Below are 26693 nucleotides of genomic sequence, written 5' to 3'. Positions count from 1 at the left end.
CGGATCACGCCGCGGCCTCCCCAACCGCCTCTTTCCGCCTTCCGGCCCGCCGGCCGGCGGGCTAATGGTCGGGCATGGAAATCACCTGCCCCGACTGGACCCACGAGACCGCCGCCCTTGCCGAAGGCTTCACCTGTGTCGTCGGCGTCGACGAGGTGGGGCGCGGCCCGCTCGCGGGCCCGGTGACGGCCGCCGCCGTGCGCCTCTTCCCCGGACGCATCCCCGAAGGGCTGAACGACAGCAAGAAGCTGACCGCCCCGCGGCGCGAGATGCTTGCCGCCGAGATCCACACCGTGGCCGAGGTCTCGATCGCCCATGCGTCGGTCGAGGAGATCGACCGGCTCAACATCCTTCAGGCAAGCCACCTCGCCATGGGGCGGGCGCTGGCGGGCCTGCCCTCGCGGCCCGACTTCGCGCTGATCGACGGGCATATGGTGCCCAAGGGTCTCGGCCACCGCTGCCGGGCCATCGTGAAGGGCGATGCGCTCTGTCTCTCGATCGCCGCGGCCTCGATCGTGGCCAAGGTCGCCCGCGACCGGATCATGGTGGATTTGGAGCAACAGCACCCCGGCTACGGCTGGCGCACCAACGCGGGATACGGGACGAAGGATCATCTTCAGGCTCTTCTAAATCTTGGCCCGACCCCTCACCATAGGCGTTCGTTCAAACCCGTCCACAATATCTTGTATCAAGAGGCTTCCATAAGCCCTTGATTCAAAAAAGAATTTGACGGCGATTCGCCGATGACTCATCCTTTGTCCCCATAGAACGGCGAATGAATGCCGGCGGCAGAGGCAGAGAATGGCGACCAAGACCAAGACGACGGAGGCCCCGGTGCTTCCGCTGAACCAGATCCTTGCGGGCGATTGCATCGAGACGATGCGGTCCCTGCCCGAATGTTCGGTCGACCTGATCTTCGCCGATCCGCCCTACAACCTGCAGCTCCGCGGCGACCTGCACCGGCCCGACAACAGCCGGGTGGATGCGGTGGACGACCACTGGGACCAGTTCTCGAGCTTCTCGGTCTATGACCAGTTCACCCGCGAATGGCTCGCGGCCGCCCGGCGGCTGCTGAAGCCCAACGGCGCGATCTGGGTCATCGGCAGCTATCACAACATCTTCCGCGTGGGCGCCGCGCTTCAGGACCAGGGGTTCTGGATCCTGAACGATGTGGTCTGGCGCAAGTCGAACCCGATGCCGAACTTCAAGGGCAAGCGGCTGACCAACGCGCACGAGACGCTGATCTGGGCCTCGAAGCAGGAAGCCAGCAAATACACCTTCAATTACGAGGCGCTAAAGGCCCTGAACGAGGGCGTGCAGATGCGCTCGGACTGGGTGATCCCGATCTGCACCGGCCATGAGCGGCTGAAGGACGAGCAGGGCGACAAGGCCCACCCGACCCAGAAGCCCGAGGCGCTCCTGCACCGGGTGATGGTCGCCACGACCAATCCGGGCGATGTGGTGCTTGACCCGTTCTTCGGCACCGGCACGACCGGCGCGGTGGCCAAGATGCTCGGCCGCGACTTCATCGGCATCGAGCGCGAAGAGAGCTACCGCAGGATCGCGGCCGAGCGGCTGTCGCGCGTGCGCCGCTACGACGCTTCGGCGCTCGAAGTCTCCGGCTCGAAGCGGGCCGAGCCGCGGGTGCCCTTCGGCCAGCTGGTCGAGCGCGGGATGCTGCGCCCGGGCGAAGAGCTCTATTCGATGAACAACCGCCACAAGGCGAAGGTGCGCGCCGACGGCACGCTGATCGGCAACGATGTGAAGGGCTCGATCCATCAGGTCGGCGCCGCGCTGGAAGGCGCGCCCTCCTGCAACGGCTGGACCTACTGGTGCTACAAGCGCGAGGGGAAGATGATCCCCATCGACATCCTGCGCCAGCAGATCCGGGCGGAGATGGAAGACCCGCGCCCCAACTGATCCCTTTCGGATTTCGTCCGACTGTGCCGCTGGTCCTGCGCCGCGGCACCACTTCCTCGCCGTGTCCTCACGGCGGGGTCTTTTCATGTGGCCGCTCGTCTTCAGCGGGGGAAGGTTCGGTTGAGGCCCCCGCCAGCGCGGCGGGGGCCGGGATCTCACACCGTCTCGGGCCTGCGCTCGGCGGCAGGAGCCTCGGGCACCTCCGAAGCCGGAGGCACAACCGGCGCGACCGGGGTTTCAGCCGCCACCGTTTCGGGCAGCGGCGGCGCCGCATCGGCGGCGGCTCCCGCGCCCGAACCGTAGGGCGTCCAGTCCTCGATGTCGGGATAGCGGGCCTGCCGCCAGTCGAGCACGCGCAGGTCCATCCGGCGGTGCCAGAGTTTCGGGACGAGCGCCATGGCCGCCATCGCCGGGTAGCCATGGGGAAGCTGCGGGGCCTCGGCCGCGGGCAGGGCCTGAAGCAGCGGATAGCGCCGGTCGGGCCGGGCATGGTGGTCCGAATGGCGCCCGAGGTTCAGAAGCAGCCAACCCGAGGCCTTCTGCGGCGCGTTCCAGCTGTGATGCGGCTGGACGGGCTCCGGCGTGCCGTCGGGCAGGAGGCGGCGGGTCAGCCCGTAATGCGCGACATAGCCCATCAGTTCGAGCTGGCAGACCGCGACGAAGGCCTGCACGAGGAACAGGAGAAGCCCCTGCGCCCCTCCCAGGACCAGAGCGGCCACGATCATGGCGAACTGCAGCACGCCATAGATCCAGAACGGGTTTCTCAGCGCCTGCGGCGGACGGCCGGTGCGCGCGAGAAGGCCCACCTCGGTCTCCCAGGCGCGCCGGTGCCCTTCGGTCAGGGCGCGCTGGAGGTAGGTCGGGAAATCCTCGCCGAAGCGGGCGGTCGCGGGATCCTCGGCGGTCCCCACGAGAAGATGGTGCACCCTGAGATGCAGGGTGCGGAAATGGCTGTAGAGCACGCTGGCGAGCAGGAGGTCGCCCAGCCCGCGCTCGAGCCGGCTGTTGCGGTGGATGAGCTCGTGCGCATGGACGAGGCCCACGCTGCCGGTCATCGCACCGATGCCGATGAAGAGGCCGATCTTCTCGATCAGGCCGAGATGGGCCGCGTGGCTCACATGGAAGACCAGCCCGAAGACCGTGAGAAGCTGGAGCGGCACCCAGATCAGGGAAAGGAGCCGGAACCAGAACAGGTCCTTCTTCTCGGTGGCGGGATCCTCGTTTCTCGGGTCCGGGCCCAGAGCGAGGTCGAGCAGGTCGAAGAGCCCCCAGACGAACAGGGGCAACAGCAGGACCGTCCAGCCGCCTTGGGCGGCGCCGATCAGGGCGAGGGGCACGGTCGCGAACGGGATCGCGAAGGGCAGCGCGCGCTTGAGATGCGCGATGGGTGGCGGGTTCGGCTTCACGACGTCCGGAGCAGAAACCATTTCACAACTCCACTTGCTACTGTCGATGCGCGCGAGCCTATGCGAGTCGCTCCTCCCCGGTCGGGTGACGGATCGCCGCTGCGGCAACGGACCAGCCCTTGCGCATCAGGGTCGGAAGGGCCGCGGGCCGGAAATCCGCACGGGGCACGAAGCTCCCGCGGGCGGGGAGCGCCGCTTCGGCCACTTGGGCCACCAGCACCTCGAGCCGCAGGTGGAAGTGGGTGAAGGTGTGGCGCACCTCGACCCCCGTCTCTCGCCAGTCGGCCTCGAGCGGCGCGCCCGCGGGCCCGCCGCTCCGGTCCCAGTCGGTGCCGGGCCAGCCCAGCATGCCGCCGAGCATCCCGCGCTCGGGCCGGGTCTCGAGCAGCACCGCCCCGTCGGCGCGGACCGCGATCCAGAGCCTGCCCTCGCGCACGGGCTTTTCCGCCTTCGGCGCCTTGCGCGGCAGCTCCGCCTCGAGGCCCGCGCGGTGGCCCTCGCAATCGGGCCTGAGCGGGCAGAGGCTGCAGACGGGCTTTCGCGGCGTGCAGATCGTGGCGCCGAGATCCATCATCGCCTGCGCATGATCCCCCGGCCGCACCTGCGGGGTGAGGGTGGCGGCGAGCCGCGTGAGCTCGGGCTTGGCCGCGGGCAGCGGCGTCTCGACCGCGAAGAGGCGCGAGACCACGCGCTCGACATTGCCGTCGACCACGGTCGCGGGTTCGTCGAAGGCGATCGAGGCCACCGCCGCGGCCGTATAGGGCCCGACCCCCGGCAGCGAGAGAAGACCGTCCCGCGTCTCGGGAAAGCGTCCGCCGTGCAGCGCCACCACCGCCCGCGCGCCCTTCAACAGGTTGCGCGCCCGCGCGTAATAGCCAAGGCCCGCCCATTCGGCCATGACATCGGCATCCGGCGCGGCGGCCAGCGCCTCCACATCCGGCCAGCGGTCGGTGAAGCGGCGGAAATAATCGCGCACCGCGGCCACCGTCGTCTGCTGGAGCATGATCTCGGACAGCCAGACCCGGTAGGGATCGGGCCTGTGCCCCGCGCGCCGCTCGGCCGGGCCCACCCGCCAGGGCATGACCCGCGCGTGCCGGTCGTACCAGGCCAGAAGCCGGGCGGAGATGTCCCCGGCGTCCGGGCTTTCGTCGGTGTCACGCAATCTTTATGCTCCCTCCTGCAACGCGGCTCTGGCGCCCCCCGGCGCGGCGCCTAAGATAGGCGCGCGATCAGGAATGAACAGATGACCCGAGCCCCCGCCCCTCCGCCTGCCAAGCCGAACCGCCGGATGCGCGGGTTCGAGGCCGCGTCGGGCCTGCTGCAGGACCGTATCCGCAAGGCCGGCGAAAAGCGGGGCTTTGCGGTCACGCGGCTGCTCACCCACTGGCCCGAGGTGGCGGGCGAGGATCTCGCGCGGATCACCCGGCCGGTGAAGGTGGGCTACGGCGCGCGCGAGGGCTTCGGGGCGACCCTCACCATCCTCGTCTCCTCGGCCCATGCGCCACTGGTGCAGATGCAGCTGCCGGCGCTGAAGGAGCGGGTGAATGCCTGCTACGGCTATGCGGCGATCCATCGGATCACGCTCACCCAGACGGCGCCCTCGGGCTTCGCCGAAGGTCAGGCCCTGTTCGATCCCGCGCCCCCGACGCCGCGGCCCGTCGATCCGGCGGTCAAGGCGCGGGCGGCCGAGACCGCGGACGGGGTGCAGGACGAGGGGCTGAAGGCGGCCCTCGAACGGCTCGCCCAGAATTTCCTATCACGCTCAAAAGCATGAAGAGGCACGGAATGGTCAAGAAACTCGGGCTGGCGGCGCTGGCACTCACGACGGTCGCGGGCGTGGCCCTCTGGAACGGCAGCCGCGACGCCGGGCAGACGCAGCTGCCCCCGATGGCGGCCTCGGCTCAGGAAGCCGGTGCGGCCCAGACCACGGCGGCGGTCGAGGACATGTCCATGGGCGCCGAGGATGCGCCGGTCACGATCGTGGAATATGCCTCCTTCACCTGCCCCCATTGCGCGAATTTCGAGAAGGAGGTGCTGACGCCCCTCAAGCGCGACTATATCGACACGGGCAAGGTGCGCTTCACCTTCCGCGAGGTCTATTTCGACCGCTACGGCCTCTGGGCCGCGATGGTCGCGCGCTGCGGCGGCGAGATGCGCTATTTCGGCATCGCCGACCTGATCTTCGAACAGCAGAAGGAATGGGTGACGAACGACCCGGCGCAGGTGGCCACCAACCTGCGCAAGATCGGCAAGACAGCAGGGCTCGACGATGCGGCGCTCGACGCCTGCATGAACGATCAGGCCAAGGCCGAGGCGATGGTCGCGGCCTTCCAGAAGAACAGTCAGGCCGACGACATCACCGCCACGCCCTCGCTCATCATCAACGGCACCAAACACTCGAACATGAGCTACGAGGAGCTGAAGAAGATCATCGACGCGGAGCTCGCCAAGGGATGAGCGCGCCGCTTGCCGGGATCCGGGTCGTCGAACTGGCCCGGATTTTGGCCGGCCCATGGGCCGGGCAGGTGCTGGCGGACCTCGGCGCGGATGTCGTCAAGGTCGAGGCCCCGGAAGGCGACGATACCCGCCGCTGGGGCCCGCCCTTTATCGAGCGCGAGGGCGACCGCTCGGCCGCCTATTTCCACGCGGCCAACCGCGGCAAGAGGTCGGTGACGGCCGATTTCCGCACGCCCGAGGGGCAGGAGACCGTCCGGCGGCTCGTGGCCGATGCCGATGTGGTGATCGAGAATTTCAAGGTGGGCGGGCTCGCGAAATACGGGCTCGACTGGCCGTCTCTGCAGAAGGTGAACCCGCGGCTCGTCTATTGCTCGATCACGGGCTTCGGGCAGGACGGCCCCTACGCGCACCGGGCGGGCTACGATTTCATCATCCAGGGCATGGCGGGGCTGATGAGCGTCACCGGCGCGGCCGAGGGCCAGCCGCAGAAGGTGGGCGTGGCGGTGACCGACATCTTCACCGGGATCTATGCCGCCACCGCCATTCTCGCCGCCCTGCACCAGCGCGCGGGCACGGGGCGCGGGCAGCAGGTGGACATGGCGCTGATGGATGTGGCCGCGGGCATCATGGCCAATCAGGCGATGAACTACCTCGCGACCGGCGTCGCGCCGCGGAAGATGGGCAACGAACATCCGAACCTCGCGCCCTATGCGGTCTTCGATTGCGCCGACGGCTGGATCATCATCGCGACCGGCAACGACGCGCAATATCGCAGGCTCTGCACGCTTCTGGGCCTGCCGGGGCTGGCCACGGCGCCCGCGTTCCTCACCAATGCCGACCGGGTGGCGAACCGGGCCGAGCTGACGCGCGCGTTGACAGCTGTCACCTCGGGCTGGCGGAAGGCGGAGCTTCTGGCCGCCTGCGAGGCCGAGGGCGTGCCTGCGGGCCCGATCAACGACATGGCCGAAGTCTTCGCCGATCCGCAGATCCGCCATCGCGGCATGCAGATCGCCCCCGGCGGCGTGCCGGGCGTGCGCTCTCCCTTTCGCTTCTCCGAGGCGGAGCTGGCCCTCGCCCGCCCCGCCCCGCGGCTCGGCGAGCATCGGGCCGAGGTGCTGGGCGAACCGGCGGATCAGGACTAGGCAGGCCGTCCCTCGCCTCCTCTCTCAAGGAGCGCGACCGCCCGGTGCCCGTTGTCCGCTTGCAGCCGACGATACCGATCCGTCCTTATCGCGAGTGCAGGACGCGGTGGATGCTCCAGCTTCGGGCCGCGCCCGTGCGGGCGGCACGGTGTCTTTGATCGAGGAGACGGCGGCATTGATCCGGCTGCCGTAGCGGCAGGACGGCCCGGAATGAGGCAGCCCGCTCAGCTCCGGGCCGCGAGACCCAGCCGGTCGAGGGCCGCGTCGAGCGCCGTTGCGTCATCGAATTCGAGCCGGACCGGCAGGGTCAGCACCTTCTGCCGGAACGAGGGCGGCAGGCGCACCGCATCCTTCTCGGTGGTGACGAGCTGCGCCCCGAGGGCCATCGCTTCGATCTCGAGCCGCTTCATCAGCGCCTCGCCCAAGGGCTGGTGATCGTCGAGCGCCTCGGCGCGCAGAAGCTCGGCGCCTTCGGCGCGGAGCGAGGCGAAGAACTTCTCGGGCCGCCCGATACCGGCGAAGGCCAGCACCCGCGCGCCCTGCCAGTCCATCCCCATCTGGAGCGTCGCGAGCCGCCCCGTCAGGCGCGGCACCGGCAACGCGGGCCAGTCGGTCGCGAAGCGCCGCTGCGCCTCGGGCCCGCCGATGGAAAGGAGCAGGTCCGCACGGGCAAGGCCCGCCTCGACCGGCTCGCGCAGCGGGCCCGCGGGCAGGCAGCGGCCATTGCCGAAGCCCACCGCCGCATCGACCACGATGAGCGAGAGATCCTTGACCACGGACGGGTTCTGGAAGCCGTCGTCGAGCAGGATCGCCTGCGCCCCCGCAGCCTCGGCCGCCCGCACGCCCGCCGCCCGGTCGCGCGCAACCCAGGCGCGCCCGAAGGCCGCGAGCAGGAGCGGCTCGTCGCCCACATCGGCCGCGCGGTGGCGGCGCGCATCGACCTCGACCGGCCCCTCGAGCCGCCCGCCATAGCCGCGCGAGACGACATGGGCCTCGATCCCGCGCGCCGCGAGCCGCTGCATCAGCGCGATGGCCGTGGGCGTCTTGCCGGTGCCGCCCGCATTGAGATTGCCGATGCAGATCACCGGCACACCGGCGCGATGGCCGGGTGCCCTGAGCCTGCGCGCGGTGGCCGCGGCATAGGCCTGCCCGAGCGGAGCGAGCAGCCGGGCCGCGAGAGCGGGACTGTCCGGCGGGGTGAACCAGAAGGCGGGCGGGCGCATCAGGCCTCCCGCTCGACGAGGCGTCCGGCGAGCGCCACCATCCGGTCGGTGACCTCGGTTCCTTCCGAGGCCACGGCCCAGCCGGCATGGGCCAGCCGCGCCACCCGATCCGGGGCGAGCAGATCCGCCAGCGCCTCTGCGAGGCCGCGGGCCGAGGCCACGGGAAGGGAGGCGCGCGCCGCCGAGAGCCGGGCCAGCGTCGCGCCATGCGGGCCGAAATGGGGGCCGTGGATCAGGGCCGAACCGAGCGAGGCCGCCTCGAGCGGGTCCAGCACGCAGCCCACGCTGAGGCTGCCGCCGAGCCATGTCACCGGCGCCAGCCGATACCAGAGGCCGAGCTCCGCCATGCCGTCGGCCACGAAGACCTCGGTGTCGGCGTCCGGCTCCTCGTCGGCGGCGCGGCGGGCGACCTTCCAGCCCTCGGCCTCGCAGCGCGCGGCGAAAGCGGCGGCGCGGTCGGGCTCCTGCGGCACGACGATCAGCAGCATCCGGTGCGCGAGCTTGAGCGCCGCGTGATGCGCGGCGATGGCGGCGGCCTCTTCCTCGATGGGAAGGCCCGCGGCGAGCCACACCTGCCGGGGGGCGAGAAGCCGCGCCAACGCGGCGCGCTCGGCCTCGGTGCAGGGCAGCGCGAGGCTGCCCTCCTCGAGCCGGCCCGCCACCTGCGTGACGTGCGAGGAGCTTCCGGCCTTGCGGAAGGCGCGGGCGGCGGCCTCGTCGAGGGTGAAGATGTGGCGGAACTTGGCAAGGAGGTTGCGCATCTGCCCCGGCCACCAGCTCTCGCGGCCGGGCAGGATGCGCGGGGCCGCACCATCGACCAGCGCGAGCGGCACGTTCCGGTCGAAGGCCGAGTTGATGAGGCTCGGCCGAAGCTCGCCCTCGGCCATGAAGGCCGCATCGGGCCGCCAGTGGTCGAGGAAGGCCGCGACGGCGGCTGGCGTGTCGGGCGGGGGCGGCTGCACGATGAGGATGCCGCCCGAACTCACAGGGACATGGGTGGTGAGCAGTACCGGAAAGCCCTCGTCGAGGATGATCCGCCGGCCCAGCTCGGCCATGGGCCGGGCCGAGTCGCGCGTCGGCGCATGCAGCCAGATCAGCCGCCCGAGCGGGCGCTGAGGCCGCACCGGCCCCTCGGCGGGGTCACGCCGCAAGGCAGTCCCGAGCGAGAGGCCGAAGGCGTTCGCCATGGTGTGTCGCGTCAGTTCCCGAGTTCCTCGGTGGCCGAGGCCGGCTGCTCCTCGTCGCGCAGGCGATGGAGATGGGCGATGAAATACCGCACATGCGCATCGTCGACGGTCCGCTGCGCCTCGGCTTTCCAGGCGGCGAAGGCCGAGGCATAGTCCGGGAACATGCCGACGATATGGATGGCCTTCACATCCTTGAAGACATTCTTCGTGGGGCTGGCAAGCTCGCCCCCGAAGACGAGGTGAAGACGCTGGGCCATGGCGTTGCTCCTTTGAGTGGCGGAATGCCGCGCACCCTAGACGATGCGCGGCAGGGGTCAAGGACGGCAGCGGCGTGGCCGGCCCCTGCCCTCAGGCCTGTCGGGGAGCCGCTTCCTTGGATGCGGCGGCGCCCTTGCGGCTCAGGCGATGTCGCGGGCGAGAAGCTGCCCGCCGGGACCCGGCTTCACCTCGAACCGGCTGATCTTCTTGATGAGGTCGGAGAGCTTGGCCGAGCCGTAGGTCCGGGTGTCGAAGTCCGGGTTGGCCTGGGTGATGAACTGGCCGATCTGGCCCAGACTGTACCATTCGCCCTCGGGATCGATGGCCCGCATGGCGGCGGCGATCAGCGGGATCGCCTTCATCGGCTCTTCCTTCTCGCGGCCGCGCTGCGCGGGCGGCTGCTGCGGCTCGTCCGCCGGGCGCGGCTCGCGTGCGGGCGGCTCATCCGAGCCGAGGTTCTCGACATAGATGAACCGCTTGCAGGCCATGCGGAAGGCCTCGGGCGTCTTCTTCTCGCCGATGCCGTAGACATCGAGCCCCTGCTCGCGGATCCGGGCGGCGAGGCGGGTGAAGTCGCTGTCGGAAGACACCAGCACGAACCCGTCGAAGAGGCCGGAATGGAGGAAGTCCATGGCCGAGATCACGAGACCGATGTCGGAGGCGTTCTTGCCCTTGGTGTTGGAGAACTGCTGATCGGCGACGAGCCCGAGGGCCGCCACCTTCTTCGCCCAGGCATTGAGCCGCATGGCCGACCAGTCGCCGTAGATCCGCCGCACCGAGGCCTCGCCCAGCGCCGCGATCTCCTCGAAGATCGCTTCCGCATAGTTGGCGGGCACGTTGTCCGCGTCGATCAGCACGCAGAGGCGGGGGGCGCGGGGGTCGGACATGATCGCTCCTGTTTTCCCCTTCCTGCCCGAAACGCGGCCCGCGCGAAAGGCCGAAACTCCCGGGACGCGGCGGCGGAGGGGACGGCGCCGGGGGAAGCGGCGCTTCCCTCACGGAGGCGTCATCGGCGCGGCCGCGGCCCGCCTTGTCTCGCGCGGCCGGGGCGACTAGCTTGCGCGCCGTTCGACCGGAGACTTTCGACATGCGCCGCACCCTGCTTCTCCTCGCCGCCGCCGCCAGCCTGACCGCCTGCGGCAGGAAGGAACCCGAGATCGTCCTGCCCACCGACAGCTGCGGCGCCGTCCGGCTGACCGGGCTCGTGGGGCAGCCGGCCGAGGTTCTCGAGACGATCCGCTTCACCCAGCCGGTGCGCGTCGTGCGTCCGGGGGATATGGTGACGATGGACTTCAGCCCGGCCCGGCTGACGGTCGAAACGAACGAGGCGGGCCGGATCGTGCGGCTGGCCTGCGGCTGACCGGCCGGAAGGAGCCGGCTCGGGGGACATCGAGCCCCCGCTCGCCGGCGCTGCCGCGGACAGGACTGCCTTCGCTGCAAACTTTGCAGCCGGCCCCGCTCTGAGGCAGAGGCGGACAAGCACTCTCCGCCGATCGCTCGGGCTTCATTAGGCCCCTTCTACTTTTTCGGTGACTCGACTCCGCTGCCACGCCTGAGCTATCCTGAACGAAACAGGAACCATACATGGCGCGGCGACGGATTCTCTCTCTCTGGTTTCCCCGGCTGGGGGCCGAGCGGCTCTTGCGGCGGCGGAAGGACACCCTGCCGCCGCCCTTCGCCGTGGTGGGCGACCGGCAGGGCGCGCAGGTGCTGGTCTCCGTCTCGGCCGAGGCCGAGACGCTGGGGCTCGGCCCTGGCCAGGGCCTTCGCGACGCCACCGCGATCTGCCCCCATCTCATGACCGCGTCAGAGGATCCGGCCAGCGAGGCCGCCTTCCTGGCCGCCCTGCGGCGTTGGGCGGGAAAATTCTCTCCCTGGGTGGCCGAAGAGCCTCCGGCCGGCCTGATGATCGACCTGACCGGCTGCGCCCATCTCTTCGGCGGCGAGGAGAAGGTGCTGGGCGTGGTGGAGGCGGATTGTGCGGGGCTGGGCCTCACGGTGCGGGCCGCGGTGGCCGACACGCCGGGCGCGGCCTGGGCGCTGGCGCGCCATGCCGGGCGGGCACTACAGGGCAACCTGAACGGCGATGCCATTGAGCAGGAGGCTCATGCCACCCGCTCCCGCGCGTCCCGGCGGCGGACCTTCGCCCCGCCGAGCGGGGGCCCTCTCGGCCTGATCTCGGCCCCGGGCGCGTTGCGGGCCGCGCTGGAGCCGCTGCCGGTCGCGGCCCTGCGGCTGTCGGAGGGCACCGTCCAGTCGCTGGCGCGGCTCGGCCTGCGCCGGGTGGGCGATCTCCTCGACCTGCCGCGCGCCTCCCTCGCCCGCCGCTTCGGCCAAGAGGTGACCCGACGGATCGATCAGGCCCTCGGGCTCGAGCCGGAACCGGTCTCGCCTGCGGGGGCGCCGCTGCATTTCGCGGTCCGGCTGACCCTGCCCGATCCGATCGGCCTGCGCGAGGATGTCGAGGCCGGGCTCGACCGGCTGCTGGGACCGCTCTGCGACCGGCTGAAGGAGAAGGGGCGCGGCGCCCGGCGGGTGCGGCTGCAGGCCTTCCGGTCGGACGGACAGGTGCCGGCCGTGGAGGTCGGCCTCGCCCATACCACCTGCGCGCCCGAGCGGATCCGTCCGCTGCTCGCGCTGAAAATCGACCAGATCGATGCCGGGTTCGGCATCGACATGTTGCGGCTTTCGGCGGTGGAGACCGAACTCCTGACGGTGGCCTCCGGCAAGGGGCGTGGCCCGGCGGGGCGGCCGGCGGAGGTTCTGGCGGATGTCGTGGGCAGGCTCGGGGCGCGGCTGGGGGCGGAGGGCGTGACGCGTCTCCATCCTGCGGAGAGCCATGTGCCCGCGAAAACCGCGCTGGTTCTCGCGGCGGCCTGGTCGGAGGCGGCGGGCCCCTGGCCCGAGCCGCCGGGGCGGCGGCCGCTGATCCTGTTCCCTCCCGAACCGGTCGAGGTTGTGGGCGCGCCTCCGCACCGCGTCTGCTGGCGCCGACGCGACCGGCGGATCGTGCGGGCGGAGGGCCCCGAACGGATCCTGCCGGAATGGTGGCTGGAGGAGCCGGACTGGCGCAGCGGCGCGCGGGACTACTGGGCGGTGGAGCTGGAGGAGGGCGAACGGATCTGGCTCTTCGAGGCGATGGGCGGGGTCGTCTCCGGCGGCTGGTGGGTGGAGGGCGAGATGGCGTGACGGAGGCCCAAGAGGCGGCTTCGCCCGGGAGAGCCACGACAGCCTGCGCGGTTCCGGCGCAGTCCGGCCTCCCGCGCCGAACCCGGGATGGCGCGGGGATCCGAACTGCCGGGCCGGATCACCGACGACGGGGAGATCGGCACCGGGTCGGCGATGGCGCCTGTAAGGCGCACCATGGTCACCCCGCCGTCACCGAGGCCCTGCACGCCGCCCAATCCTTCGGCCGTCCGAGTCATGCGCCTTCGGGGCTGAACAGGCCCATTGATCGTTCCGATCGGCCCTCCTCGGGCGGATCTGCATCCGTTGAGGACCCCTCCGGACCTATCGCTGGACCGCGGCTGCATCTCACGGCGCCTCGTCCGTCAGACCTCGTCGGCCAGGGTCAGCCAGGCCAGTCCCGGCAGATGGAGCCGGGACATGCAGGGCAGGGCTGTCTGCGTGAGAAGCGCCTGAAGCCACCGCGCTTCATCCGGACGTTCCGCGGCGGCCTGTGCCAGGATCGCGGTCTGGAGAATGCCGTAGATTTCCGCCTCGGTCAGAGCGCGCATGGCCTCATCCCCTGCCGCTCGGACACCTGTCGCAGATCGGATCCTGACGTCGTTGCCCGAGAGTCGCCATAGCAGATGTTCCCCTTGCGTTCGACGCAGACTTCTACGTCACGCCGGTGACCGAAAGGTGAAGACCGAGGCATGATGCAGATGAGAGAGAGGCAGACCCGCGTGGCGCGTGCAGACGGGAAGAACAGCCCGCGGCCGGTCAGCAACCTGAGGGCCGATCTGGCTGGGGCTGGCTGGGCTCGACGGCACGGCCTCGTTCATAGCCGGATGCCCCTTGCGTCGCCGGATCGCTGCACCGGGACCCGGAACATCCACCGTCGCCTTCTGCAGGACGGCTCCTCTGCATGGCCCTGAGGAACCTTACCGGACCGGAGCGCCCGGCTTCTCCCATCGGCATCCACAGGTCATCTTCGCCGCCACACGCACCAAAGTCCCTCGCGGCACCGCCCGTTTGCCCTGAGCGGGCTTTCCTTCTGAACGGTATCGGACCCCGCCATCTTGCGCATGTGAAGCGATCCCGGATCGCGCCGACCTCGGCCTCGGGGTGCCGTTTCCGCGACCAGCGGACGGGCGGTCCGATTGCGGACCGGCGGTGGCACCCGGATCGGAACCGTCCTGCCCGGTCAGACCGTACGCAGATGTTTCGGCCAGTCGGCATGGCCGGTGATCTGGCGAAACCGCATCAGCTTCCACATGCCATACTTGTGGAAATCGAAGGCGAGCCGCGAGACCCGCAGCTGAACCATCGACCACAGCGCCCATTTCACATCCGCCAGCGCCTTGTGGACGATGACGCGCGACACGATCTCGGGCCGGACATCGCCGAAATAGGTCTCGATCAGCTCCAGCTCCTGCTCGGGCGTGAAGAACATCTCGCCGAAGAACAGGCCGAAATCGTAGCAGCGGTCATTCATCGAGGCATATTCGTAGTCGATCAGCAGGATCGACCCATCCGCCCCCACCATGAAATTGCCCGGCATCGGGTCGTTGAAACAGGGCACGAGATCGAGCCCCGAGGCCGTCAGCGCCTCGCGCGCCATGGCTTCGTTCAGCGTGATCCAGTCATGGTCGGGAAAGCGCGGCGCGCCGAGATCGGCCGCCTGTGCCGCATGTTCGTCGATCATGTCGAAGACCGTCTTGGTCGCGGTCAGCGGCGCGAGACCGTGCAGCGTGCGATAGGCGGCCATCGCCGCCTGCCGCTTGGCGGGCTCGGCGAAGTCGCTGTGGGTGGCGGGGCGGCGGTCGGACATGAAATCGTTGATCTCGACCCCCTCCTCCGCCAGATCGCCGTAGACGCGCGGGCCCAGCCCGGCGGCGGCCGCCCGCTGCGAGGCCTCGAAGGCCGCCTTGCGGTCGATGAACATCTCGGTGCCGTTGCCGGGGATCTTCACGAACCAGTCGCCGCTGCCGTCGGAGGCGGTCACGCGCCAGTTCTCGTTGCTGATCCCGCCCGAGACCGGGCCATAGACCATGCCCGTCCCGCCCCGGAACAGCGGCGCCTTGCGGATCACCGCCTCGATGGCCTCTTCCATCGGATGCGAGGCCTCGCCCAGCGTCTTTCTGGTCATGCCGCCCCTCCCGCCAGCCGGATCTTCTGCTCGTATTGCGGATGGTTCAGCGCCATCCGCAGCCGCATCAGCCGCCATTCGCCGTATTTCAGCCATTCGACGCCGCCCCGGGCCGAGGTCCGCGCCTTCAGCCGCGACCAGAGCGCGTGGAGCATGTCGTCGACGAAGGACCAGAGCCGGGCGCGGGCGAAGGCCACCTCGTCGAAGGCCCCCGCATAGGCAGCAAAGCCCGCCTGCATCTCGCGCTCGAAATCGGTCGTCTCGGCCAGCAGCGCCCCCACGTCGTAGAGCGGGTCGTTCATGCCCGCCCGGTCGTAATCGACGAGCCTCACCGCACCCCCCGGCCCCAGCATCAGGTTCGAGGCCGCGCCATCGTTGCGGCAGGGCGCAAGGTCCGCCCCCGTCCGTAGCACCGGCTCAGCCGCGCCGATCAGGCGACGCAGCCAGCCCGTATCCTCGGGCAGCGGCGCGCCAAGGCGGGAATAGTCCGCGATCAGCCCGTCGATCTGCGCGAAGGGATCGAAGCGCGAGGAAAGCGCGGGCGTGGCATGGAGGGCCTTCAGCGCGGACATGGCCGCGCCCAGCACCGGCGCCTCCTGCAGATCGACCTGCATCGCGCGCCGCCAGCCCCCGGCCTCGGTCAGCGCCTCCATGGCGATGGCCCCCTGCGCGGGATCCGCCCAGAGAACGCGCGGGCCGATCCCCGCCTCACCCGCCTGCCGGGCCAGCGCCATGGCGGCCCCGAGGTCGAAGTCCTGCCGCATCTCGGGATGCATGACCTTGAGAAAGACGCCCCCGTCGGTCAGGATCGAGGCGCTTTCGAGGGCCAGATAGCTGGGCGAGGCCAGAGGCGCGGGCCCCGGGCGGTCGGCCTCGTCCGACAGCCCTGCGGCCGCAGCGGCGCGGGCCATCATCTCGCTGCTGACCAGCGCCCCCGTCATGCATTCGCCCCGAGCGCGAGGTCGAGATCGGCGCCCGCGCGGTCGATGCGGCGGACCATGTCGGTCAGCACGTCGCCGCCCGCCGCCAGATCCTCGGGGCTGGTATATTCGTCGTTGCGGTGGATCACGCCACCGACCGACGGCACGGCGAAGACGATGCTCGGCAGGATCGCGTTCAGCGCCACGGCGTCATGGCCGCCGATCGTGTCGAGCTGCATCCGGGGCAGGCCGAAGTCGTCTGCCACGCGTTCGGTCAGCCGGGCGAGGCGCGGGTCGAACTTCCCGGCCGGTCGGCGGTCGATCGAGACGATCTCGGCGCGGGTGGCGGCCTTCGCAGCGAGCGCGGGCAGAGCGGCGCGGAGGCTTGCCTCCGACCAGTCGAGCATCGCCGGTTCGGGCGCGCGCAGCTCGCAGAACAGGACCGCCTTGCCCGGCACGATGTTCGGCGAATTGGGCGAGATGTCGACCCGCGCCACTGAGGTGAAGAGCGTGTCTTCGGCCACATCCGCCAGCCGCCGCACCTCGGCGATGATATAGGCCGCGCCCAGAACCGCATCCTTGCGGTCTTCCATCGGCGTGGGGCCGGTATGGTTCTGCTCGCCCGTGACCTCGATCCGGACCTTCAGCGCGCCCCAGTGCCGCAGGAACGGGGCGATCCGGGCGCCCGCCGTCTCCATCTTGGCGTCGCCCTCGATATGGAGTTCGAGATAGAGATCCGGGCGCGGCGCCGCGTCGGTGCCCTTGTAGCCGGTGCGGACCAGCTCCTCGCCCACGCTCCGCCCCTCCCGGTCGCGCCGCCCGAGCGCCCAGTCGAGCTCGATGAGGCCCGCGAAGACCGACGAGCCGAGGAGGCTCGGCTGGAACCGTGCCCCCTCCTCGTTCATCCAGTCGGCGATGACATAGTTGCAGCGCGGCGTGCCCCCATCGCGGCGGAAGGTCTCGATGGCGGCGAGCGCGGCAATCACCCCATAGGCGCCGTCGAAGCGCCCGCCCCTGGGCTGGCTGTCGAGATGCGAGCCGATCATCACGAGCGGCGCCTCAGGGCCTGCCAGATCGATCCGCCCGAAGAGATTGCCGATCGCGTCGACGAGCACGGTATAGCCGCGCGCCTCGAGCTCGGACCGGAACCAGTCGCGCGCGTCCCGGTGGGCGTCGGTCAGCGCCGGGCGGTCGATGCCGCCGTCGCCGGTCGAGCCGAACTCGGACACTTTCTCCATAAGCGCGTTCAGAAGATCCGCGTCGATGCGGGAAAGGCTCTGGGTCTCAGACATGGGGCGTCTCCGTGACAGTCTCGTGCAGGCCGATGTCGGGCTCGGGGTTCAGGAAGCAGGCAGCCAGCGCATGACCGCCCCGCGCGCGCAGCGCCGGATTCTCGATCCGGCAGCGGTCGAAGGCGTGCGGGCAGCGGCTGGCGAAGGCACAACCCGGGGGCAGGTCGATGGGGCTCGGCGGTTCGCCCTCGAGCAGGCAGTCCTCCGGCCGGTAGCGGCGCTCCTCGAGCGTGGGGGCTGCCGACAGAAGCGCGCGGCTGTAGGGGTGGCCCGGATCGAAGAACAGCCGCTCGTTGGGCGCGACCTCCACCGTCTCGCCGAGATACATCACCGCGATCCGCGAGCAGACCCGCCGCACCATGGTGAGGTCATGCGAGATGAAGATGTAGGTGAAGCCGTGCTGGGCCTGCAGCTTGTCGAACAAATCCAAGAGCTTGCCCTGTTCGGTCTGATCGAGCGCCGAGAGCGTCTCGTCCATGATGAGCAGCCGCGGCTCGAGGATCATCGCCCGGGCCACATTCAGCCGCTGGCGCTGGCCGGCCGAAAGCCCGGTGGGCAGCGAGCGGTAGAGACCGTCATCCAGCCCCACCTCGGCCATCACCGCCCGTGCGCGGTCGCGCCGGTCGGCCGCATTGCCGATCCGGTGGATCTTCAGCGGCTCCTCGAGGATCGCCCCGATGGGCGACTGCGGCGGCAGGCAACCGTAAGGATCCTGCAGCACCAGCTGGAACCTGCGGCGCAGCTCGCGCAGGCGCTTGGGGCTGGCGGCGCCCACGTTCTCGCCCTCGAAGAAGACCGAGCCCGCATCCGGCCGCTCCAGCCCCGTCAGAAGCCGCATCAGCGAGGATTTTCCGCAGCCGGATTCGCCCACCACGCCGAAATTGTCGCCCGGAAAGACGTCGAAATCGACATTGCGCACCGCCTGCACCCGCGAGATGCCGGCCTGCCCGCGCGCGCGAACCTCGTAGGCCTTGGCCAGCCCCCGGACCGACATGATCGCGCGCCGCTCCCGGTCGGTGGGCCGGCTCGCGCCGTTCTCGCCGCCCTGCCAGAGCGTGGGAAGTTCCGCGATGAGTTCGCGCGTGTAGGTGTGCCCGGGGCTTGCCACCAGCGCGGCGGGGGTCTGGCGTTCGACCACCCGGCCCTCGTGCAGCACCATCACCTCGTCCGAGGCGTCGCAGGCCACGGGCAGCGAAGAGCAGATGAAGAGGATCGCCGTCGAGAACTGCGCATTCAGTTCGCGCATCAGCTTGAGGATCTGCGCGGCGACCGTCACATCCAGCGGCTGGGTGATGTTGTCGGCGATCAGCAGCGCCGGATCCGAGATCAGCGCGTCGACGATCATCGCCCGCTGCATCATGCCGCCGGAATACTGGAACGGATATTCGTGGAAGCGCCGCTGCGCCGAGGGGATATGCACCGCCTCGAGCAGCCGGATCGCCTTTTTCCGGGCCTCGTCGGCGGACATGTCGGGGCGGACGGCGCGGAGCTTCTCCACCAGCTGCGCCCCCACCGTCATGGTGGGATCGAGCGCACCGGCCGGATTGCCGCCGACATAGGCGATCTCGCGCCCGGCGAGGCTGCGGGCATGGGCCGGATCGGCCACGAGGTCGCGACCGCGGAACAGGATCCTGCCGCCCGTCACCCGCAGCGGCGGCGACAGCCAGCTGGCCAGCGCGCGGGCCAGCACGGTCTTGCCCGATCCGGTGGCCCCGATCACCGACAGGATCGAGCGCGGCGCCAGATCGAAGGAGATGTCGGTCAGGATCGGCCTGTCGCCGGCCGCGACGCTCAGGCCGCGCACGCTCAGCAGGGTCTCGGGGGCCGCGCCCATGTCCAAGGCCATCTCACGCCCCTCCGTAGATCGAGTTCCGGGCGCGTTCGAGCGCGGCCCCCATCAGGTTGATGCTGGTGAGGGTCAGCACCAGGAAGACGCCGGGCATGGTGGCGATCCACCAGGCGTTCATCAGATACTTGCGCCCGTCGGCGATGACATTGCCGAAGGTGGGCGTGGGCGGCTGCACGCCGAGGCCGAGAAAGCCCAGCACGCTTTCGAAGATCATCATCCGCGCGATGTCCAGCACGGCCACGAAGGCCATCGGCGGCAGCACCAGCGGCAGAAGCAGGGTGAACATGATCCGCAGGTCGGTCGCCCCCAGCACCATGGCGCCGCGCACATATTCCTTCCGGCGCTCCGACATCACGGTCGAGCGCATCACCCGGGCATAGACCGGCCAGCCCGCCAGTCCGAGGACGAGGATGATCGAAGGGATCGTGGGCCGCGACACGCCGAGGATGGTGATGGCGAGGATGATCATCGGGATCGACAGCTGCGCATCGGTCAGCCGCATCAGCACGGTATCGGTGCGCCCGCCGAAATAACCCGAGAAGAGGCCGATCATCGCGCCGGCGAGCAGCATGAGCACCGTGGTCGAGACCCCGATCAGCAGCGAATAACGCAACCCCACCAGAGCGCGCGCCAGCATGTCGCGGCCGAGCTGGTCGGTGCCCAGAGGATGCGCCCAGCTCCAGCCCTCGCCCATGAAGATGGGCGGGGTCAGCTTGGCCCGGATGTTCATCTTGGACGGGTCGATGCCGCTCAGTTCCGGATAGAGCAGCGCCGCCGCCAGCAGCAGCACGAAGACGGCAAGCCCGATCCTGAACTCGACCGAGGCGAAGGCGGTCTGCCAGATCCGGGTGGAAACGCGGCGCCCGGTCGCGGGGACGGCCATGGCGAGGGGCAGGTCGGTGCTGGTCATCAGTAATCGAGCCTCGGATCGATGGCGGTGGCCAGAAGGTCCACGGCGATGTTGATCAGGACGAAGACGGCGGCAGTGACGATTGCGATGCCCTGGATCAGCGGGAAGTCGCGCTGCATCACGGCATTGATGGTCAGGAGGCCGAGGCCGGGATAGTCGAAGATGAACTCGATCACGAGAACACCGCCCAGAAGCATCGAGAACTGCACGCCCAGCAGGTTCAGCAGCGGCACCGCCGAGTTCTTCAGCGCATGGCGGAAGACGATCTGGTTGCGCGACAGCCCTCGCACCCGGGCGATGTCGATGAAGGTCTGGCCCATCACGCCCGCGACCGAGACGGTCAGGGTGCGGATGATGAAGGGCGCGATCTCGACCGCCAGCACCAGCGCAGGCAGGATCGTGTAGGAAAAGCCGCGATAGCCGATGGCGGGCAGCAGGTTCAGCTTCACCGACAGAAGCAGCGCCAGAACGATCCCGAGCCAGAAGTTGGGCAGGCTCACGAAGAGCGACGAGGTATAGAGCGCCAGCCGGTCGGGCAGCCGCCCGGGATAGAGCCCGCCCCAGACGCCGATGGGCACCCCCACCATGAGCGCGAACACCATGGCCAGCACCGCGAGCTGCAGCGTCATCGGCGCGGTTTCGGCGATCAGGTCCAGCACCTTGGCCCGCTCGCCGCGGGTGGCGTCGTCGAAGCTCGCCCCGCCCACGGCCGCACCGCTGGCCGGCCGCACGAAGGACTCTCCCAGATCGCCCTGCAGCACCTTCCCCATGTAGCGGCCGAACTGGACGTAGATCGGATCGCGCAGCCCCATCTCGGCCGCGATCTCCTCGACCAGCGTGTCGGGGGCCATGCCTCCCACCATCAGCCGGACCGGATCGCCCGGAACGACGCGCAGCAGGGTGAAGATCAGGGCAGAGACCAGAAAGATGATGATCGCGCCCTGCCCCAGTCGCCGCGCGAGGAATCGTAGGATGAACATCGGCAAGCTCCCGGATGCGTGGCAGTTCCGTAGATGGCCGGAGCCCCCGGAGACGTCAGGGGGGCTCCGGCCGGCCGATCAGCCGAGCGTGGTCTGCGAGGCGTCCGACTGGCCATCCGGGTAGATGAACAGTCCCTCCACATTGGCTCGCATCCCGTGGATCAGGACCGAGGTGAAGAGGCTCAGCGCCGGCGCCTTGTCGGCCAGCATCGGCATCAGGTTGGTCTGCAGGCTCTCCTTGCGCGCCTCGAGCGAGGGCGCGTCACGCTCCGCATCGAGGGCGGCGTCGATCTCGGGATCGACGATGCCGCAGATCCGCTTGGCGGTGGAGTGGAAGTGGGTGCGCAGGACCAGATCGGGCTCGGGAGACCCGGTGGACCAGCCGCAATCGACCATATGGCCCGGGCCGCCGCCCGGCCGGTCGTAGAGCCGCTCGTTCCAGGCCGCGACCTCCATCACGTTCAGCGTGACCGGGAAGCCCTGCTCCTGCAGAAGCGCCGCGATCAGCTCGCCATATTCCTTGGTCTTGGGATAGAAGCCGGTCGAGGTGATATATTCCAGCTCGGGCAGGCCCTCGCCGTTCGGGTAGCCCGCTTCGGCCAGCAGGCGCTGGCATTCCTCGGGATTGTATTCGGGGTAGTTCTCCAGATCGATATAGCCGAACTTGATCGGCGAGACGAAGTTCGACGAGGCCTCGCCCGCCGACCCCATGATCTCCATGATCATGCTGCGATCGATGGCATGGCAGGCGGCCTTGCGCACGCGCCAGTCGTCGAAGGGCGGCTTCGAGCAGCGGAACCACAGATACTTGTTCTCGACCGAGACCAGCCGCGAGATCTTGATGTCGTCGCGCGCCTGCAGGGTTTCGACCTGCTCAGGCTCCAGCCGTTCGATGACATCGGCCTGCCCGTTCATCAGGGACAGCATCCGCGTCGTCGCATCGCCCACGAACGAGAAGGTGACGCCGGTGACCTTCGGCGCGCCGCGGAAATAGCCGTCGTAGGCTTCCATCACCGTGTCGTTGCCGCGCTGTTCGACGAAGCGGAACGGGCCGGTGCCGTTCAGCCGCTGCGACAGCGGGCCCTTCGGGCCTTCGGCCACGTCCTTGGCCGACAGGATCGGCAGATAGGAGGCCAGGAAGATGAAGAGCGAGGCGCCGTAGCCGCCCTTCGACGTGTCGACGATCACGGTATGATCGTCGGGCGTCTCGACGGAGAAGGTCTCCGGGCCGCCCGGATAGACCTGTTTCGGGCGGTCGAGCTTGGCGCCGTATTCGAAGGTCGCCTTCACATCCTCGGCGGTGAAGGGCTTGCCGTCATGGAAGGTGACACCGTCGCGCAGCTTGATCTGCAGCCGGTGGGCGTCGAGCTCGGTGATCTCGGTCGCAAGTTCATAGACCACCTTGTCGGGCTCTTCCGGGCGCATCGGGGCCCGGGTCAGATAACCCATGACGAAGCCCTCGATATTGGTCTGCGACAGCGTCGTATGCGCGGTCGGGTCCCAGTTGCCGGTGATGTTCTCGGCCGAGAGGAACACCAGCGGGCGGGACTCCTGCGCGAAGGCGGAGCTGAAGAAGAAGTCGGGGTTGATGCGCGCCGCGCCGAGGGCCGTGCCCGCCAGTGCGCCGTATCGAAGGAAACTCCGTCTGTCCATGTCGTGCACTCCTTGTTGGTCTGTCGTTCGTCGTGATGACGGCAGGCCCCGGTTGATCCGGGATCGCTGCCTTCAGGCCGCCTGACCGGCCCGCAGCCTCTCGATCCTGTCCAGCATCGCGCGGTGCAGTTCGGGCGTGGCCGCGGCCAGCACCTCGCCTGCGGAGCCCACGCCGAGCGCCTGCCCCTGCCAGTCGGTGATGACGCCGCCCGCCCCGCGGATGACCTGCACCAGCGGCAGGTAGTCATAGGGCTGCAACCCGGTCTCCAGCACCAGATCGCAGTGCCCCGAGGCCAGCAGCGCATAGGCATAGCAATCGCCACCGAAGCGCAGCATCCGCACCGACCGGCGCAGCATCTCGAGCACCTGAGCATCGGCGCCCGTGAACAGCATGGGATCGGTCGTATAGGCGAAGGCCTCGGCCGGGTCCCGGCAGTCGCTGGTGCGGCAGGGACGGCCGTTGAAGGTGGTGGCCTGCCCCTCGATCCCGCTCCAGCGTTCGCCCAGAGCGGGCATGTCGATCTGCCCGAGGCAGGGCGCCCCGTCCTTCAGCAGGGCCATCAGCCCCCCGAACAGCGGATTGCCCGTGACATAGCTCTTGGTGCCGTCGATCGGATCGACGACCCAGAGATGGTCGCTGTCGGGCCGGAGCGGCGCCTCTTCCTCGCCGAAGATGCCATGGTTGGGAAAGGCCGCCATGATCCGGTCGCGGATCAGCGCCTCGACCGCGCGGTCGGCCAGCGTGACGGGGCTGTCATCGGCCTTGCTCTCGACATCGAGCGCCTGACGGAAATGCTTCAGCGCGATGCGGCGCGCCTCGTCTGCCGTGTCATTCGCGAAACGCAAAGCATCGCCCAATTCGCTCATAAGTGCCAACCTCGGTCTTGCATTTCGCCCTGATCTGCCCCCAGCTTCCACAAGCAGCTTGGCCTATGTCAAGAAAAACGCACACAAACCCTCATAATTCGCAAAAAGCCTGTGGAATGAGCGGGTTTGGCCGGTAGGCGCGCAGCCGATGCGCATGCATTTCGCCAGATTCCGCGACATCGCGTCCCGAATGCCACAAAATTCCCACATTCGCGTGGCGAATCCGGTGGAGCCTGCTAGGGTCCGTCGCAGGTAACGAGAGGCCGCCGCAGATGCAGTCCTACGAAAGACATGCCAAGGTTCTGGAGCTTCTGGCCGTCGAGCGGCGTGTCTTCACCAACCAGCTGGCGCGGATGTTCGACGTCTCGCGCGAGACCGTGCGCCGCGATCTTCTCGATATGGAGCAGGAGGGCGTTCTGGTGCGCGTCCATGGCGGCGCCACTGCGGTCGAGCGCGACATCGCCCCCGAGCCCGCCTTCTCCGAACGGCTCGTCGCCCATGCCGGCAAGAAGGCGGCCATCGGCGCGCTGGCCGCCACGCTGATCCCGCGCGGCTCGACCGTCTTCATTGATGCGGGCACCACCACCTGTGCCTTCGCCCGGGCGCTCGCGCGGGTGGGAGACTTCCGGATCATCACCAATTCGATCGAGATCGCCCGGCTCACCGGCCCTGCCCAGACCTGCGACACGCTGCTTCTGGGCGGCCGCCCCCATGCGGATGTGCCCGCCACCTACGGCGAGATGACCCTGTCGGAGATCGACCGCTTCCTCGCCGATTACGCGGTGATCTCGCCGGTGGGGCTTCATGCCGACCGCGGCGCCACCGATTACGCGCTGCACGAGGCCGAGGTCGCCCGCGCCATGATGCGGCGGTCGCGCGACTGCATCATGCTGTGCCACTCCGAGAAGATCGGCACCGAAAGCCGGGTCTCGATCTGCCGCCTCGACGAGATCGGCCATCTGGTCACCGACGAGACCGCCGAGCGCAGCCTGCGCCTGCCCCGCGGCGAGATCCATTACGCACCGATCCGCCCCGGCGCCTGAGCCTTCGGCAGCACCGCAGCCATGGGCCGGACCGGCGGGCCTCACGGCCTTAGGCTGGCGCGTCGCCCTGCATGGGAGACGAAACACACCCACGCGACGTCCTCGGCGCTCCGACGGATCGACCGTCGACACCGGGGCGCGCGGATTTGGCGCGAGTCGGGGGCTGGCCCGGGCGACTGCCGGATCACTCTCCGGCGAAGAAGGCTTCGCAGGCCTCGGCGACGCGCGTGAGGGCCGCGTCGTCCAGATCGAGATGCGTGACCCAGCGCAAGACGCCGTAGCCGCCGCCCATGGCAATGCCGCGTGCCGACAGAAAGCTCTTGAAGGACGCGACATCGATCCCGTCCGGCGCCATGAAGACCATGTTGGTCTGCACGGGCCCGGAGCCCAGCGCGGGATAGCGGGACAGAACCTTGGCCAGCCGCGCCGCGCGGGCGTGATCCTCGGCCAGCCGGTCGACATTCCGGTCGAGCGCATGGAGGGCCGCGGCAGCCAGCACGCCGGTCTGCCGCATTCCGCCGCCCAGCATCTTGCGGATCCGGCGCGCGCGCTCGATCACCAGGCGCGGACCGGCCAGAACCGACCCGACCGGCGCGCCGAGCCCCTTGGAGAGACAGAGCGAGACCGTGTCGAAGGGGGCGGCCAGCGTGGCCGCGGACTGCCCGCTCGCCACGGCGGCATTCATCAGCCGCGCGCCATCCAGATGGGTGGCAAGGCCATGGTCCCGCGCCAGCGCCGTCGCCGCCTGCACATAGGCCGGATCCAGCACCTGACCGTTGAAGGTGTTTTCCAGTGCGAGAAGCCGGGTGCGGGCGAAGTGGAAGTCGTCGGGCTTGATCGCCTCGCGGAGCGCATCGAGCGAGATGCGGCCATCGGGGGCATTGGGCAGGGGCTGCGGCTGGACCGAGCCCAGCACCGCCGCCCCGCCGCCCTCATGCCGGTAGGCATGGGCCTGCTGGCCGACCAGAAACTCGTCGCCCCGCTCGCAGTGCGCCATGATCGCGGCGAGGTTGGACTGGGTGCCCGACGGGAAGAACAGGGAGGCCTCCTTGCCCAGCCGCTCCGCCGCCACCGCCTCGAGCCGCAGGGTGGTGGGGCAATCGTCATAGACCGCATCGCCCACATCGGCCGCAGCCATCGCGGCCCGCATCTCCGGGCCGGGGCGGGTCACGGTGTCCGAGCGGAAGTCGTCGATGATGGTCATGATCGGTCCTGTCTGAAAGGCCCCGGCGGTGGTTCCGCCGGGGAGAGAAGCGGCTCAGGCCGCCGCGTCGGTCTTCACCTTGGTGTCCTGCATGCGGTAGCGGAATTTCACATCCGTCAGCCCCGCCGCATCGGACAATTGCGCAGCGATCAGCTGCGGCGCAAGAATATCGACGATGCCCTGCGCGATGAGATTGTCGCGGCGCGGCACATGGATCACGGTCAGGCCATCGCCATCCTGCACCGACCTGTCGGTGGTCACGAGGACGACCGGGCAGCCGATCCGCTCCACCTGCCGGGCCAGCTCCACCTCGCGGCCGTCGCCGATGATCAGGACGCCGGTCGTGGCATCCATGGCCTCCAGCGGCCCGTGCAGGTAATGCCGGGTGTCGTAGGCCGAGGCGGGCAGCCGGGCCGCCTCGCGGATCAGCAGCGAGGCTCCGTCGGCCGTGCCGAGCGCCGCGCCCGCACCGACGCAATCGATCGCCCGGCGGTCGGCGAACTGCGTGCCGATGCGCGCCATCTTGTCCGCGGCTTGGGAGAGCACCTCTTCGACCACGGCGGGCAGATCGGCAAAGCCGGTGCCGTCGGCGCCGAGCAGACGGTCGAACAGCATCCCCATGCCGAGGAGCGTCGCCGTATAGCCGACGCTGGAAGGCGTCGCATCCGCGCCCTGCCGGATGGTCAGGTGGAAATCGGACACGCCCGCCAGCGGCCCCGCCCCGTCCTGGCTGATGCCGATGCGCTTGGCCGAGGGCAGCTTCTGGAAGGCCGTCACCGTCTCGATGCTGCGGCCGCCGGCAGAGAGGCCCACCAGCGTATCGGCCAGATCATGGCCCGCGGCCAGATCGCAGGCCCGGATCGCGACACCGCGCTGGCCCCGCGCCTGAAGTTCGGCCGCCCCGACGACGGCGGCGGCAAAGCTCGCCCCGATGCCGGTCACGCCGATCACCGGTCGCAGCAGGCCCGAGAGGTCTGCCGCGCCGAGCTGGTCCAGAACGGTGGCATGGGTGTCGGCCAGCGCCTCGGGCTGGCGGGCGATGGTGGATCTGTAACTCATGGGTGAGTT

The 26693-nt window shown here is 69.5% G+C and carries 25 protein-coding genes; 8 read left to right on the top strand and 17 right to left on the bottom strand.

Features of this window, described 5'->3' with window-relative positions; translation table 11 throughout:
- The first annotated feature begins 74 nt into the window (after positions 1 to 74).
- Together RSP_RS00250 and RSP_RS00245 are read left to right on the top strand one after the other, a co-directional pair.
- Complete coding sequence (locus tag RSP_RS00250) at positions 75 to 713, top strand: ribonuclease HII (RefSeq protein ID WP_002722129.1); 639 nt, start codon at positions 75 to 77, stop codon at positions 711 to 713.
- 88 nt (positions 714 to 801) lie between these two features.
- The gene (locus RSP_RS00245) at positions 802 to 1920 is read left to right on the top strand and encodes a site-specific DNA-methyltransferase (protein WP_002722128.1); all 1119 of its coding nucleotides are present in this window, start codon (positions 802 to 804) and stop codon (positions 1918 to 1920) included.
- Positions 1921 to 2075: 155 nt separating this feature from the next.
- Here RSP_RS00245 and RSP_RS00240 read toward each other — a convergent pair whose 3' ends face one another.
- Together RSP_RS00240 and mutY are read right to left on the bottom strand one after the other, a co-directional pair.
- A complete protein-coding gene (locus RSP_RS00240; RefSeq protein ID WP_011336763.1) occupies positions 2076 to 3347 on the bottom strand; it encodes an alkane 1-monooxygenase in 1272 nt (423 codons plus the stop codon).
- Between the two features lie 37 nt (positions 3348 to 3384).
- Positions 3385 to 4488: an A/G-specific adenine glycosylase gene (gene mutY / locus RSP_RS00235; protein ID WP_011336762.1), complete on the bottom strand. Its 1104-nt coding sequence runs from the start codon at positions 4486 to 4488 to the stop codon at positions 3385 to 3387.
- 81 nt (positions 4489 to 4569) lie between these two features.
- Between mutY and RSP_RS00230 the strand changes: the two genes are divergently transcribed.
- The 3 genes from RSP_RS00230 to RSP_RS00220 are packed head-to-tail and all read left to right on the top strand — an operon-like array spanning position 4570 to position 6925.
- Positions 4570 to 5100 (top strand): DUF721 domain-containing protein, encoded by a 531-nt coding sequence (locus RSP_RS00230; protein WP_011336761.1) that lies wholly within the window; start codon positions 4570 to 4572, stop codon positions 5098 to 5100.
- A gap of 11 nt (positions 5101 to 5111) precedes the next feature.
- Positions 5112 to 5783 carry a DsbA family protein gene (locus tag RSP_RS00225; protein WP_011840178.1) on the top strand — a complete coding sequence of 224 codons (672 nt, stop codon included), beginning with the start codon at positions 5112 to 5114 and terminating at the stop codon, positions 5781 to 5783.
- Positions 5780 to 6925: a CaiB/BaiF CoA transferase family protein gene (locus tag RSP_RS00220; protein ID WP_011336759.1), complete on the top strand. Its 1146-nt coding sequence runs from the start codon at positions 5780 to 5782 to the stop codon at positions 6923 to 6925. The genes RSP_RS00225 and RSP_RS00220 overlap by 4 nt, the downstream gene beginning before the upstream one ends.
- 224 nt (positions 6926 to 7149) lie before the next feature.
- Here RSP_RS00220 and lpxK read toward each other — a convergent pair whose 3' ends face one another.
- The 4 genes from lpxK to RSP_RS00200 all read right to left on the bottom strand — a co-directional run bounded on the left by lpxK (position 7150) and on the right by RSP_RS00200 (position 10480).
- A complete protein-coding gene (gene lpxK, locus RSP_RS00215) occupies positions 7150 to 8148 on the bottom strand; it encodes a tetraacyldisaccharide 4'-kinase (protein WP_011336758.1) in 999 nt (332 codons plus the stop codon).
- On the bottom strand, positions 8148 to 9335 hold the full coding sequence (locus tag RSP_RS00210; RefSeq protein ID WP_011336757.1) for a 3-deoxy-D-manno-octulosonic acid transferase: 1188 nt from the start codon (positions 9333 to 9335) through the stop codon (positions 8148 to 8150). The genes lpxK and RSP_RS00210 overlap by 1 nt, the downstream gene beginning before the upstream one ends.
- Positions 9336 to 9346: 11 nt before the next feature.
- On the bottom strand, positions 9347 to 9592 hold the full coding sequence (locus RSP_RS00205; protein ID WP_002722116.1) for a DUF4170 domain-containing protein: 246 nt from the start codon (positions 9590 to 9592) through the stop codon (positions 9347 to 9349).
- Positions 9593 to 9733: 141 nt separating this feature from the next.
- Complete coding sequence (locus RSP_RS00200) at positions 9734 to 10480, bottom strand: NYN domain-containing protein (protein ID WP_002722115.1); 747 nt, start codon at positions 10478 to 10480, stop codon at positions 9734 to 9736.
- A 200-nt stretch (positions 10481 to 10680) separates the two neighbouring features.
- On the opposite strand from RSP_RS00200, the gene RSP_RS00195 reads away from it, so the two are divergent.
- Both RSP_RS00195 and RSP_RS00190 read left to right on the top strand, forming a co-directional pair.
- A complete protein-coding gene (locus tag RSP_RS00195; RefSeq protein WP_002722114.1) occupies positions 10681 to 10953 on the top strand; it encodes an I78 family peptidase inhibitor in 273 nt (90 codons plus the stop codon).
- A 224-nt stretch (positions 10954 to 11177) separates the two neighbouring features.
- Positions 11178 to 12782, top strand: coding sequence for a Y-family DNA polymerase (locus tag RSP_RS00190; protein WP_011336756.1), 1605 nt, complete (start codon positions 11178 to 11180; stop codon positions 12780 to 12782).
- Positions 12783 to 13144: 362 nt separating this feature from the next.
- Here the strand turns inward: RSP_RS00190 and RSP_RS00185 are convergent, their stop codons facing one another.
- The 9 genes from RSP_RS00185 to RSP_RS00145 form a co-directional block, all read right to left on the bottom strand.
- Entirely contained in the window at positions 13145 to 13330 is a 186-nt protein-coding gene (locus RSP_RS00185) for a hypothetical protein (RefSeq protein ID WP_017140025.1), read from the bottom strand.
- Positions 13331 to 13962: 632 nt separating this feature from the next.
- Entirely contained in the window at positions 13963 to 14907 is a 945-nt protein-coding gene (locus tag RSP_RS00180) for a choline/ethanolamine kinase family protein (protein ID WP_011336755.1), read from the bottom strand.
- Positions 14904 to 15848 (bottom strand): phosphotransferase, encoded by a 945-nt coding sequence (locus RSP_RS00175; RefSeq protein WP_011336754.1) that lies wholly within the window; start codon positions 15846 to 15848, stop codon positions 14904 to 14906. Before RSP_RS00175 ends, RSP_RS00180 begins: the two co-directional genes overlap by 4 nt.
- Positions 15845 to 17119 carry a Zn-dependent hydrolase gene (locus tag RSP_RS00170; protein ID WP_011336753.1) on the bottom strand — a complete coding sequence of 425 codons (1275 nt, stop codon included), beginning with the start codon at positions 17117 to 17119 and terminating at the stop codon, positions 15845 to 15847. The genes RSP_RS00175 and RSP_RS00170 overlap by 4 nt, the downstream gene beginning before the upstream one ends.
- On the bottom strand, positions 17112 to 18965 hold the full coding sequence (locus RSP_RS00165; protein WP_011336752.1) for an ABC transporter ATP-binding protein: 1854 nt from the start codon (positions 18963 to 18965) through the stop codon (positions 17112 to 17114). Before RSP_RS00165 ends, RSP_RS00170 begins: the two co-directional genes overlap by 8 nt.
- Before the next feature lies 1 nt (position 18966).
- Complete coding sequence (locus RSP_RS00160; RefSeq protein WP_011336751.1) at positions 18967 to 19878, bottom strand: ABC transporter permease; 912 nt, start codon at positions 19876 to 19878, stop codon at positions 18967 to 18969.
- The gene (locus tag RSP_RS00155; protein WP_002722098.1) at positions 19878 to 20858 is read right to left on the bottom strand and encodes an ABC transporter permease; all 981 of its coding nucleotides are present in this window, start codon (positions 20856 to 20858) and stop codon (positions 19878 to 19880) included. Before RSP_RS00155 ends, RSP_RS00160 begins: the two co-directional genes overlap by 1 nt.
- Positions 20859 to 20936: 78 nt before the next feature.
- Positions 20937 to 22511: an ABC transporter substrate-binding protein gene (locus RSP_RS00150; protein ID WP_009562511.1), complete on the bottom strand. Its 1575-nt coding sequence runs from the start codon at positions 22509 to 22511 to the stop codon at positions 20937 to 20939.
- Between the two features lie 72 nt (positions 22512 to 22583).
- Positions 22584 to 23378, bottom strand: a complete 795-nt coding sequence (locus RSP_RS00145) for an inositol monophosphatase family protein (RefSeq protein WP_011336750.1) — start codon at positions 23376 to 23378, stop codon at positions 22584 to 22586.
- Between the two features lie 272 nt (positions 23379 to 23650).
- On the opposite strand from RSP_RS00145, the gene RSP_RS00140 reads away from it, so the two are divergent.
- Entirely contained in the window at positions 23651 to 24421 is a 771-nt protein-coding gene (locus RSP_RS00140; RefSeq protein WP_011336749.1) for a DeoR/GlpR family DNA-binding transcription regulator, read from the top strand.
- A gap of 184 nt (positions 24422 to 24605) precedes the next feature.
- Here the strand turns inward: RSP_RS00140 and ltaE are convergent, their stop codons facing one another.
- Together ltaE and RSP_RS00130 are read right to left on the bottom strand one after the other, a co-directional pair.
- Entirely contained in the window at positions 24606 to 25625 is a 1020-nt protein-coding gene (ltaE, locus tag RSP_RS00135) for a low-specificity L-threonine aldolase (protein ID WP_011336748.1), read from the bottom strand.
- A 54-nt stretch (positions 25626 to 25679) separates the two neighbouring features.
- Entirely contained in the window at positions 25680 to 26684 is a 1005-nt protein-coding gene (locus RSP_RS00130; protein WP_011336747.1) for an SIS domain-containing protein, read from the bottom strand.
- Between the last annotated feature and the right edge of the window lie 9 nt (positions 26685 to 26693).

The organism is Cereibacter sphaeroides 2.4.1 (genome assembly GCF_000012905.2).
Lineage (GTDB): Bacteria > Pseudomonadota > Alphaproteobacteria > Rhodobacterales > Rhodobacteraceae > Cereibacter_A > Cereibacter_A sphaeroides.
The sequence above is the reverse complement of the archived record's forward strand: the minus strand, read 5'-3'. Positions and strand labels throughout refer to the sequence as shown.